The 12983-nt window shown below is 40.0% G+C and carries 5 protein-coding genes and 1 tRNA gene; 3 read left to right on the top strand and 3 right to left on the bottom strand.

Annotated features, from left to right (window positions below; translation table 11 throughout):
- The first annotated feature begins 295 nt into the window (after nt 1-295).
- Nucleotides 296-4384 (top strand): T9SS type A sorting domain-containing protein, encoded by a 4089-nt coding sequence (locus ACULEU_RS04780; RefSeq protein ID WP_445454307.1) that lies wholly within the window; start codon nt 296-298, stop codon nt 4382-4384.
- Nucleotides 4385-4632: 248 nt separating this feature from the next.
- Here ACULEU_RS04780 and ACULEU_RS04775 read toward each other — a convergent pair whose 3' ends face one another.
- Both ACULEU_RS04775 and ACULEU_RS04770 read right to left on the bottom strand, forming a co-directional pair.
- Nucleotides 4633-4992 carry a hypothetical protein gene (locus tag ACULEU_RS04775; RefSeq protein ID WP_445454306.1) on the bottom strand — a complete coding sequence of 120 codons (360 nt, stop codon included), beginning with the start codon at nt 4990-4992 and terminating at the stop codon, nt 4633-4635.
- Between the two features lie 599 nt (nt 4993-5591).
- Nucleotides 5592-11459, bottom strand: a complete 5868-nt coding sequence (locus tag ACULEU_RS04770; protein ID WP_445454305.1) for a fibronectin type III domain-containing protein — start codon at nt 11457-11459, stop codon at nt 5592-5594.
- Between the two features lie 313 nt (nt 11460-11772).
- On the opposite strand from ACULEU_RS04770, the gene ACULEU_RS04765 reads away from it, so the two are divergent.
- On the top strand, nt 11773-12270 hold the full coding sequence (locus ACULEU_RS04765; protein ID WP_445454304.1) for a phosphoribosyltransferase family protein: 498 nt from the start codon (nt 11773-11775) through the stop codon (nt 12268-12270).
- Here the strand turns inward: ACULEU_RS04765 and ACULEU_RS04760 are convergent.
- Nucleotides 12262-12780 carry a shikimate kinase gene (locus ACULEU_RS04760; RefSeq protein ID WP_445454303.1) on the bottom strand — a complete coding sequence of 173 codons (519 nt, stop codon included), beginning with the start codon at nt 12778-12780 and terminating at the stop codon, nt 12262-12264. The genes ACULEU_RS04765 and ACULEU_RS04760 overlap by 9 nt on opposite strands.
- Nucleotides 12781-12907: 127 nt before the next feature.
- On the opposite strand from ACULEU_RS04760, the gene ACULEU_RS04755 reads away from it, so the two are divergent.
- Nucleotides 12908-12980: transfer RNA gene (locus ACULEU_RS04755), tRNA-Lys, on the top strand.
- The last annotated feature ends 3 nt before the right edge of the window (nt 12981-12983 follow it).

Here is a 12983-nt window from a genome sequence, read left to right as displayed (position 1 = left end):
CTTACAACTGTTGATAACTCCGCAATAAATTAAGAAAAAAATTACCATTTTGATCGCCACAACATTAACAATACATTTTGACTATTTTTGAGATAAAACCAAGTAAAACAGTACTGTTGCGAAAGGTTCTGCTAAAAAACTGACTTTTACCACACTACCCGATGTTTTGAGATAATCGGATATATGTGTAAACTTATCGACATAATTTTTAATATTAACATAAATTAATTATTTTCGTGGCGAATACTATATAAGTATTGTTATAACGTTATCAAATTATTAAAAATAAAGTCCCATGAGAAAAAATTATTTTTTGTCATTTTTTAAATCGAAAATTAATGCAACTAACGAGGCACAAGTGCTAAAGAAAAGCACACTTGCCTTTGCCGTGCTACTTTGCTCGATGGTAACTTCCTTAAGTGCACAAACAACGGTTATTGATCCTGCAGGTGCTGGAGGGTTTGAGTTGGGAACAACACTTGCTGCTAACGGCTGGACAGGAACAACAACGGGAATCAATAGAACGCAATGGTCTGTTGGTACGAACGCCGCTGGTTTTACAGGTAACCGATGTGGATTTGTTGGTCAAAATGCTAGTAACGGAGTGTACACCTACACCTTGACAGCAGTAAGAGCTACTCATTTAATAAGACCCGTAACGTTTACAACTGGAGAAACAACCATCAACTTAAGTTTTAGATGGCAAGGTGTTGGTGAAGTAGGTTTAGATAGAATGAGAGTTTGGCTGTTTGACCCTGCGATAGTAGCTGATCCTGTTTATGGTACTGCCATTACTGCTGGAGTTGGAAAAACACAAATAGGTTTAGCTGAATACAGCAATCAGGCCACTTGGACTACTGCTAGCATTGTTATTCCAGCCTCTTTTGCTGGAACCAACGCTAAATTAATATTCGAATGGTCTAACAACATTTCCGCAGGAACACAACCCCCTGCTGCTGTTGATGACATCTCATTAACTTCAACGGCTCCATATCCTGACGATTGTAGTACAGCGCGTATTTTGGCAATTGGAGGTATCACGTGTACGCCTCAAATATTTAACAATACCACAGCTACTAATAGTAACTTATCCATGTCTCCTGTACCTCCTGCTCCTACTTGTGGTAATTATGGTGCTACCAATAGAGACATGTGGTTTAGAGCTGCTTTCGGAATTGACGGTACATTACGTGTAGAATTATCAAGTGTTGGCGGTGGATTAACCAATCCAGCCATGTCAGCTTATACCGGTACTTGTGCCGGACTCACGCAGATAGCGTGTGCTGCGGATAACGGACTTAATCCATTTCCGGTTCTTGCTCTAACTGGTACGCCTAGTGCAATCGTATACATTAGGGTTTGGTCCGAAAATACCGGCGCTCCTGTGTATGGATCTTTTGGAATATGTGCTACTTCACCAACTTGCTTTAGACCGACTGTGGGAGGTACTACAAGTATCACTGCTTCTAGTGCTACCATCAACTGGAACTGGAATACACAAATTCCTTCAGGAGGGTATCAGTATGTAGTTTCCACAAGTGCTGCTACACCTACTTCAGGATGGACTTCAGTACCTAATACTACAACGTCTGCTAATATTACTGGTTTATCACCGTTCACTATTTACTATGTCTTCGTAAGAGGTTTTTGTGGTGGTACCGATTATAGCAATTGGGGATTCAATAGCTTTACAACTATTATTCCACCTCCGACTACAACTAACGTTAATATGTGCTCCGGACAAACGGGTAGTATGACGGCTACTGGGGTTTGTAGTGGTTTTACCAATATTGGGACTACCATTAGTGGGACCTTATCCTTGAGTGATCCAACAGCATTTCGACCAGTTACGGTAATTACCAGTGGAGACGCTTGTAACTTTGATACATTTGCTACAAGAAATTATACGTCTTATACTTTTGAGGTAAACGCTACAGGAACCTATGTATTTACAATGGACAACAATACTGGTTTTGATGCCATGGCGTACATTACCTCAGGCCCTTTTATACCAGGAGATTGTTTAGCCGGTGGTGTTTATTATGGAGGAGATGATGATTCAGCCGGAGCCTTTGAACCGCGTGTGACAACTACATTAACAGTTGGCGTGCAATATACATTGTACACCACTTCATGGGGACTTGGTGGTAATGGGCCGTTTTCCTATACCATTACAGGACCGGGTTCGCTTGTAACACCAGCCTCAGGAACGATTCAGTGGTATACGGTACCTTCTGGAGGAACTCCTATTGCAAGTGGGTCTTCGTTTAACCCAGTTGGCGTTTTAGGCTCAGGGGTTGCAAACAATACCACACCAATTGGTCCGATAACGTATTATGCCGCTTGTTCTACATTCCCGAATATCAGAGGAGCAGCTACCTTTACCATTAACCCATCACCATCATCTGTGATATCAGGAACAGGAAGTGCTTGTGCTACCACAACGGTAAGCATAGCACTTACAGGAACATCCCCATGGACGTTTACCTATACTGACGGAGTAACGCCAGTAACTATAACAAATACTTCTACAACTCCTTATACCTTTAGCGCTTCACCGGGAGTAGCAACTACGTATACGGTTTCTGCTTTGAGTAATGCTACGTGCGCTACTACTTCTGCATCGAACAGAACTGGAAGTGCGGTATTGTATTCTAAAGTATGGAATGGTGGGACGGCAAACTGGAACACAGCTTCAAACTGGACTCCAAGTGGAGTACCATCTAGCACCGACTGTGTGGTAATTGCTAACGCTGGAACGCCGCCTGTAATTAGCGGTACTAACTTTTACGCTTTTGCCGATCGCGTTACAGTAAACAATTCTGCCGTTTTACGTGTAAATGCTACCAATTCATTAACCGTAACCAACGGAGTGAATGTCGCGACTACCATACCAATCGGAAATATCATCCTAGATGATGATGCTAGTTTAGTTCAGGTTACCGATGTAATGGCTAACAACAATACAGGAAGAATAACATTCAATAGAACTACGAATATCGTTAGAGCGGATTATGTATATTGGTCTTCTCCTTTTGCGGCCTTGAATGCAGCGCTGATTTCACCAGCTACCAATCCGTTTTATATTTACAAATGGAATCCTAGTCTTGCTAATCCTAATTTGGGACAAGGTTTCTGGGTTGCTGGAAATGACAATCCAATGACGGTAGGTAAAGGGTATATCATTAGAGCTCCCGATTTGCATCCGTTTGTAAATACGCCTTACACGGCAACCGTTTCTGGTGTACCTAACAACGGGGTTATAAATACGCCAATATCAAGAGGTAGTATTTTAGTGTCGTTCCCTGGTGCTAACTCTGTGATGATTGACGCCTTAGATGACAACTATAATTTAGTTGGAAACCCTTACCCTTCTTCTATAGATGCGGTGAAATTCTTAACGGATAACAATACTAATTTAGCTGACTTGAGCGTTCGTTTGTGGACACACAATACGCCAATTGGAGGTTCTAGTTCAACATTCTACAATTCCTATGTTTATGGCTATGCAGATAGTTATATAACGTTCAATATCTCTGGACCTAATCCACCTGGATTTGGCGGAAAAATAGCTTCTGGACAAGGATTCTTTGTGTTGGCTAACGAGACTAGTCCGACGCTTCAATTTAACAATACGATGCGTCGATTTGACCATGACAATACTGAGTTTTTTAGAGGCCCAGGAAACGCTGTAAACAATTATAATGCACTAGAAAGACACAGAGTGTGGTTGAGCATTTTAAATGAGACCAATGCTAATGCAACAACTATGATATGTTATGTAGATGGTGCTACTTTAGCTAAAGACAGAATGTTTGATTCCTCCACTAATGATAATAGCGGAGCATTAAGCATCTATTCGTTAATTGATGAAGAGAAAATGCTTATCCAAGGTCGTCCAAATCCTTTTAATGTGAATGATATTGTTCCATTAGGTTACACAGCTAACCAAAACGGAATCTATAAAATTGCCATCGCTAATGTTGATGGATTATTTACAAGCAGCAGTCAAGGGATTTATTTAGAAGATACAGAACTTGGTATCATGCATGACTTGAGAAGTAATTACTATACGTTCTCTACCAATAGTGGAACAGTAACTACCCGATTCAAATTGCATTATACTAACAGTGCTTTAGGAACTTCTGACGGTGATGCATTGAATACGCTTAGTTATATCAATAATAATGTATTGAACATCCAATCGATTAAAAATATCGAAACGGTTGACATCTTTGATGTTACTGGAAAATTAATCAAATCATGCACTTCTACCGAAGCCAAACAAACCTTTGAAACCGATTTCAATTATCCTCAAGGGGTGTATGTATTGAAAATAAAATTAGATACCGGTTTCTATGTTACTAAAAAACAAATGAACTAATCTAGTTCCTTATAAAAAAAGCCAGTCTAACGACTGGCTTTTTTTTTGCCCTAAAGCGAAACTTTTAAATCTGTAAAATCTAACGGATTCCTTTTCCGCTACCTTTAAAAAAAACCAACTAAGATTGTAAAGCAACTAGAACAATTTGCTCTCGGCAATTAGCCTACCATAGCTTTCCTTCATAAAAATCGTTTGTATCATAATCATAATCCCTAAAAAATCCTGCTACTAACCTTGGATGGTTATTTTTAATGTTTAGTCTTGTCGCTTTTTTTTATGGTTGCCAAATAATCAAAACGTTTTAGTGAAGTCATTCTTAAAATACTTTCAAACGATTTATCCACTACGATAGCATAATTTAAATCTAAATGCTCTAAATTTTCTAACGTTTCAAAAGGAATAAGAGAATTAATCTTAAGATTTTTGGGTGCCGTCCAATTGCCATTTAACGAAAGTCCTTGTAAGGTCTTCAGATTTCCAATGGTTTCATAATTGTTTATAGTAAAGCATCGCTCGAATTTCAATTGTTTTAGTTTAAGAGTAGCAATAGCATCGATATTCGTTAATTCTGAATTCCAATTAAGTTCTAATCTTGTTAACTTAGTCAATGCTTTTAGAGGCGAAAGATCTTCAAAATCAGAGTTTTCAATAATAAGCTCAGTTAGATTCCGAATTTTGCAAAGAGCATTAAGAATTTCCGGGTGGAAAACATTTATTTTAAGTCTCTTAACTTGTTCAAGTGTTGCCCTATTTCCTCCCAATCCCGGAGTACTTCTTTTTCTTTTTGGGAACCTTTTCTAAGTACAGCCGGTGGTAAACCCGGAATAAAAATATTTTCTGAATTTATAGTGTTGTAAGTGGGCAAGTGAACGATTTTGTATTCCAATTCGTTTTCTTTCCCTCTGTAAAACTCGTGCTATTTATACCTGTCAATCATTTCATAGTAATGGTAAATGCACACAAAATAGGAACTTAGCAAATACTGCTTAAAACAATAGAATCTGCCTCTGTTAACTCACGGAGGGTTTGCATAAAAACACTGTTAATGCTACTGAATACAGTAAGATGCACCTTTTGAAAAGAACAAAATAATAAAGAATACTTTACACCTACATTAAGAACAACAGAAACAAAGCATCAGCATTGAAGCCATAATGAGATTTACAATGATAAAATAGTGTACTAAACCGCTAGAAAGAACAACGAATTATCGAATCACTTTCTTGATTGCTTTAGAACCATCAACCGTCGAGATTTCAACTAATAATACTTCATTGGCCGTTCCTACAGTAAATGTGGTTTGCGTTGCATTAATGTCTTTCAAGTTTAATAAAAGTCGACCTCTAACATCAAAAACCTTGATGCTTTCCATAGTAAATGAGCCGGTTTTTACCGTAAAACTATTTTCAAGGTTTTTATAAATAACTACCGTATTTTGATTGAATATTGGATTCAGACCCAAAGCGGCATTAGTGTAACGTAAAACAAAGCGATTGTCAAACGTACCAATGGCGGTCGTGAATGTATATGGACCTGCTTTTAAATCATGAATTATATTCAGTTCTTTATCTTCTAAATAAATAGACTGACGCTCAAACAATCCGTCAAAATCAAATAAAGAAATACTGTACTCACTGCTGATAGTCGATTTGTATCCTAAAGGAACAGTATCCGCTACATCAAAAGGCAAGGGTCTTCCTTGTATGGTAAGTTTATTGGTTTCGGCCATGGTATACATTGTAATAGCATTACCCATATCGACCATTTCCCCATCAAAAAGGCGATCCATTCCCAAGGTAGCCTCTTCAATATAGCCTAGCAGCACTTGCTTAAAGGCTCCCTGAGTATTATTGATATTCAGCCAATATCGGTGCTTTTCAGGACCAACATCCTGAGTCGCCATTGGCGAAGTCACTCTAAAGAATTGATCATTGTTCCCTCCTATTCGCATACTGTTTCTAAAAGTAGCCGTTCCGTTCAATAATCCTTTTACAAAGAAGCCTTGTCCAGAAGCAATTTTACCATTGGGTACTGAAGCATTCAAACCAGAATTAGTAGCTGCTGAGGTACCGGTACCCCCTAAATAATTATAAAGAGCATAATCACTACCCGAATACTGATAGGAAGCGTTCAACGGCGTATTGTGTGTCCATAACAGGATCGTGCCACTTATGGTAGCAGCATTAGCCGGATCCATCAAAAAGGCATCGGCAGAAAGGGCACTCGGATAAGGATTTCCTAATAAATTAAACTGACTGGCACCACCGGTAACCGGAAGCGTAATAATACCATTATTGGGAACTCCAATAAAATTAGCCATATGAGGTAAAGGGGTGTCTGGAGCACCCACTGGAAACCAAAGAGGTGCTCTACAGATATATCCTTTTCCGGGGATCATATTTGTGACCGCCGGATTGGCGTACTGCCAATTTGAGATGGTCGGATCGTAAAAAAAGAATAAACCCTGAGGAGATTGAGGCGAAATACTCAATAAATTTTGAGGACTTACCGGAGAAGACCAATAGGTGTAATCAAACTTAAATGCTGGTGTCGTAGCCCTTCTATAAGTAATATTACCCGTATTCGTAAAAGGTACCCCATTATTGTCTAAATAATTAATCTGATGCAAACTCGAATTATTATCAAAAATTAAAGAACCACCCGTTACTCGGACATCATTCTGGACGGTTAATGTATGATTGGTATTAAAAGTAACAGTCCCCGAAAGTACCTGAACAGAACAAGCTTGTAAATCACCGGTAGAATTGTAGTTACCCGCAAAAATAGCACGAACGGTGGAAGTAGGTGGACCATTACTCCAAGCAGTACCATTCCAAGTAGTTGAATAAAAACTCAGCAATACCGAATTCGAATACGCTATGGCGCAGGAACCACTTTGTACCACTACCCTATAATATCGGTCTCCGATAAACGAACCGATTGCAGCTGTAGTTAAAGTAGTTGTAGTGTTAGCAATGGTTGTCAATCCGGCTGTAAAGGTGGCGTTTGTAGCATATTCCCATCTAACAATGGTTCCCACATGACCCGATAACACTAAACTATTAGGAGCAAAACCGCTGCATATCGTCTGACTACTAGATAATGTTCCCGGAACCACAAGGGGTACCACAGTAATTACCGAAGTATCGCTGGTAGAACAACCATTAGAACCCAAAGCTGTTCCCGTATAGGTTCTTCCAGCATTTGGTTTTGCATAAACTGTAGCTGTTGGTGTTCCTGCTATGTAAGGAACATTCGCCGCCGCATCAAAAAACAATTCGGTTGCTGGTGTCCAACTTACTTCTAAAGCCAAAACTCCCGTTATGGATACATTATCCACTGCCCAACCATAATCGTAGGTAGCATCATAATAAAAACGCAATAAAACATTTGGATTACCTAACAGCGAACTTAAATTCACCGTCGTATTCACAAAAGAATTCGCAGCACCTTGCGAGGCAATTTGAGTCAGTTGCGTGACCCAAGTCGTACCGCCATCTATAGAGGATTCCACACGAGCCCTATTGCCTCCAATATACCTCAAATACTGCCAAAAGCTTAACGTTGCACTAGTATAACCCGCTAAATTGATACTTGGCGAGACTAAATAGGTTTGTGTTTTGTTAGAGGTTGGACCGCCCTGGGCATAAGAGTCTGTAAAGTAAAACTTGGACGCATCATTACTGCTAAACGCCGTGGGCCAAACGACACCAGGTGGCGAATACGGGCTGTTGCGCAAGGTCCATGCTGCCTCTGCTGACAAACCTCCAATAGAATTGTTGATGGTAGTCCAGTTATTGGTTACCCCATTAAAATTCTCGCTAAATATGGTTATCGCTGTAGCGGTTGCTAAACTGGCATTTAGCGCTTGAACAGTCCCTTGACAAACCGAAGCTGTAGCCGGAACCACACTAATGGCGGGAGGTTCGGCATTAACAGTTACCGTATACGTTAGCAGTCGGGCACATAAAGCTCCCGAAGTTTGCGATGCTGTCAACGAATAGGTTGTTGTGGTGGTTGGACTAAAAGTGAATCCCGCAGCTAAGGAACCACTGATTCCCGTACTTGGCGACCAAACAAAGCTATTATAGGCGGCATATCCTGAAACGGTAACTAAAGGAGACGTTTCACCGGCACATATTGTTGTTGCTGTAGCACTAAAAGACATCGGTGGGGCTGCCGAAATATTGGCTGTCACCGGAGTCAATAAAGATCGGCAAATATTAGAAAACTTCCAGTTGTAGGCATACAAATAAAAGCTATTGTCATAATCATTTCCGGTGATATTCGCTATCGACGAGTTGTACGGATACGTGGCATTATTGCTATTAACCACTAATCCGGAAGTAGGCATTACCTCAAAATAAACATAATAATTACCCGGAGTTAAATTATAATTCAGCGCAATAGTTTGAGGTGTACTTCCCCCGGCGGTGCTCGTGATATAGTTGTATAATCCCAAGGTAGCATTGGTAGCATTTCTTAGGGTCATAACACCACTTTGTCCTGCAACCATCGGATAAATATCTAACGATTGGAACGTTGTATTGCTATTGACCGTGAAACTGATATAAGTGGCATTGGTCTGAACTCCCAGAGAACCTCCTTGCAATACAGGAGAAAAAGGCCCTACATTTACTAAACCACCTGAAGCTTTTGATCTCGCATAAAAAGTAGTCGTGGCAAATAAGGTAGGGGTTACGAAGTTAGCACCTGTACCCACTAAATTAGTACCCGCTGCATCCGAGAACCATTCGATGGTGGAACCAGATGGTGCCGTGGCTTGAAGCGTCGTAGAACCGCCTCCACACAAAGTACCATTCACCACAGGCAATAAGGTAGGTGTAGCGCAATCGGTACTAAAAGCTTCCAAAATACTCCATTCACTTTTATCAACAGCACTACAATTACCCCTTACCCAAACGTAATAAAGCGTTGCAGCTGTTAGTGAGCTTATATTAGCCGTGGTCACTCCAGCGCCTACAGACCCTGTTGGCGTAACAGCTACACTTGGTTGTGCATTTGATGTACTTACAAAGTATTGATATCCATTCGCTGGCGGTGGTACACTAGCAGTCCACGTTAATGTGGCCGTAGTAACCCCTACCGTAGTAATAGTAAGATTGGTAGGTTCAAAGCAGGTTGGCGAAACGATTACACTAATGTCATCAATTAAAATTTTGCTCTGACTGGCAAAACTAAACCCTTGAAAACCTAAATAGTACGTATCGGTTGTAACGGGAGTAAAATCGACAATAGCGGTCTGATATACTGTATTTACAAAATTGGATAAATTGGTTAACGTTATGGTCATACTCCCGACTGTTGGACTAGTGCCCAATCGCACTCTAAGACTTTCCGTAAGCGAACCTGTAGCCGTCGTATTGTATTTGAATTTTAATCGATAGGTAACACCACCTGTCAAACTTAATCCTGCTAAAAAGAACCAGTCATCAGAAGCCGTTACGGTATTGGTATTTAAATGATACGCATTCGGTACAGAGGAGGCTAAAGTATTTTGAACTTGCCACGTTACAGCATCCGCATTAGCATTGGCGATGGTGAAACAATTAGGCACGGTAGCCACAGGTGTTGTATCAAAATTTTGATAATACGGAATGGGAAACGCACCACAAAGTGTTGTTGCCGTGCCACTCAAACTATTCAGTCCACAACTAGGGCCAACGGCTCTTACCCTCCAATAATAATTGGTTAAAGGCGTCAGTCCGGTGATTAACAAACTCGTGGGACCTCCGGTCAAAAAATTAGAATAGGCAGGAAGAAATGTGGCAAATGTACTACTGTTAGAAACATCTATCTGATAATCTGTAGCTCCGGGAACGGAGTTCCATGAGGCTAAAAATGAATTTCCATCGATGCTGGACGTAGTAATTCCTGAAGGGGCATCGGCACAAGTTTCTTTGGATGTGAACGCAATACTGCTCATTCTGTAGAAAGGACCTCCTTGACAGTCCGCATTATACGGAATAGCCCAATAATAATAGGTGGTATTAGGCGTTAAGCCTGTTTGCGTAAACGATGTTGCATTAGAGTTGCTTATCACCGTGTAAATACCGGAAATTACATCATCTACCGCCCAATATACTCTGTTGGGAACATTGACATTCGTAGGAGTTGTGTTAACAGTACTTCTTACGACCAAATAATTAGTGGGTGCCGGTGAAGCTGCCGTAAAACTATTTCCGATAAAACTTGTTGTCGTAACCGTGGTAGCTCCAACACTAAAGCCTGATGCACTCGCTATCGGAATGCTACAAGGTGAAGCTGGCGTATAGGTATATACCAGACCATTATTGGGATATTCGGTTACACTAGTTCGCACGGTACTTGAATTAGCTGTTCCGGTTATCGTCCTACCCGACCAAGAAACATTAGTATTGGCTCCGTTTTGCAAACGGTTATTGATGTTCCCTTGCAAATAGTCGTTCGTAGCGCCACGAATACCCACTTGGGCATTATAAACAGTAGCATCTGCAGGCGTACACGACCCATAAGCGATTTCTATCTCATTCGTAGTCTCGTATAATCGAATTTGGAAATTAAAGTTTCCTGTGGTAACCTTTCGTCTGGCATTGGTCCATTGCACCGTAAACACTCTGTTAGGAGCTGTTCCGGTGGTTTTATAAACAATATTGTCTGTAGCAGCGGCTGAGGCCGAAATCATATCAATTCCCAAAGCACTGATGGTACCCCCATTAGTATAAGTGACGGCAGTACTTAAGGGTAAATAATCGGCAGAGGCTGGTTGAATGCCGAAGGAAATAAATCCGTTTGGACTTATAAAACATTGGTTTTGCGCCACACCATCGTATACAAAACTAAAACCCAATGGCGCCAAAAAGGCTGCTCCAGGAGTATGATTATCCCATGGTGCTGCATAAGCTGTTGAAGGCGTTGTAAGGGGCGTGTAGGCAACAGTAGATTCACTAAACGTGTAGGTGCTGACTTGAGCCCAACCCGACTGGTGAAAAAAAGTACATACTGCAGTAAGTAAAAAAACTAAAAAAGGCGTGGCCCGTTTAGTCTTTTTGATTGAGACTATTTTGGTATTCATAGGTTTAAATATTGCTATATTGTAGGTTTGACAGAACCCTAAATTATTGTTTATAAATCGATTAAACTATAATTTAACAATCACAAATAACGTAAATTTATATCAAATGTTAAAAAAAATAATGGTAACAAATTGATTTTTATGCTAAAATCGTCAAAATGTTAAATTTATCGGTATGTCACAAAAAAAGACGACAACAATTCCTATATGATAATCTTACAAAAACCTAAAAAAATAGTGCTTTAAAAACAAATCCTAAGAAATAGTTTCACAAATGAGTAAACTCTTTTTTATCTTTGAAAAAAACAAGACCATGAGCCAAAATACGATACTAAATCATCAGGAAATTGAGCATAAAATAAAACGAATTGCGTACCAGATTTATGAAACGTTTGCCGATGAAGAAGCCATTGTTTTGGCCGGAATTGCTTCTAATGGCTTTCTCTTGGCACAAAAGATAGGGGTTGTATTGCAGGCTATTTCAGGGCAGCAGGTAACTTTGTGTGAGGTAAGGATAGACAAATCGAATCCTTTTAATGAAATCACCACATCGATTGCTTCGGAACTATATCAGGATAAAGGGATTGTATTGGTGGACGATGTTTTAAATTCGGGAACCACCCTTATTTATGGTGTCAAACATTTTTTAAATGTTCCTCTGAAAAAATTCAAAACTGCGGTTTTGGTAGATCGTAATCATAAAAAATTCCCTGTAAAGGCTGATTTTAAAGGGATATCGCTATCGACTTCTTCCAAAGAACATGTGCACGTGGTCTTTGAAACCGACAATGACCATGCGTATTTAGTGTAGTAAAGCGATGATTTCCTCTGTGATCGCTTCCGGTGTTTTGTGATCAACGTTGACGGTATGTGACGACTTCGTATAAAAATAACTGCGTTCAAATAAGTGCTTTGCGATAAACTCTTCCAAAGCTTCATCTGAAGTAGCAGCCACAAGCGGGCGCTGGTTTTTACCCGATTGGAGTCGCTCCAAAAGAACCCCAATCGATGCTTTTAAATAAATAGAAGTAATCCCTTCGCCCTGTAACAGTAGATGATTATTGGCATAACAAGGTGTCCCTCCTCCCGTGCTGATGATCAGTTGTTCCGGACTGGCTACTAATTCTTTGAAAAGTTCGTGCTCTACTTTCCTAAAGTATATTTCGCCCTGTTGCTGAAAAATTTCATGGACACTTACACCCACTTTATTTTCAATCAATTTATCCAAATCTACGAACTTTATACGCGTTTTTTCAGCAAGTAAATGCGCAATTGTAGTCTTACCGACAGCCATGTAACCCACTAAAATAATTTTTTGCATACCAATAAAACCTTATATATTAAGCTCTTAACACCTATTCCCGAAAAAAGGTAAATTTATAATAAAATTGCTTTGAAATATTAATAATAAGGCCTTATATTTGCACCCGCATTCAAGAAAAGAAAAAGACTCGATAGCTCAGTCGGTAGAGCACATCACTTTTAATGATGGGGTCCTGGGTTCGAGCCCCAGTCGGGTCACAA

The sequence above is a fragment of the Flavobacterium sp. 25HG05S-40 genome, assembly GCF_052654735.1.
Note: the sequence above shows the minus strand (reverse complement) of the source record. Positions and strands in the feature narration are given on the sequence as shown.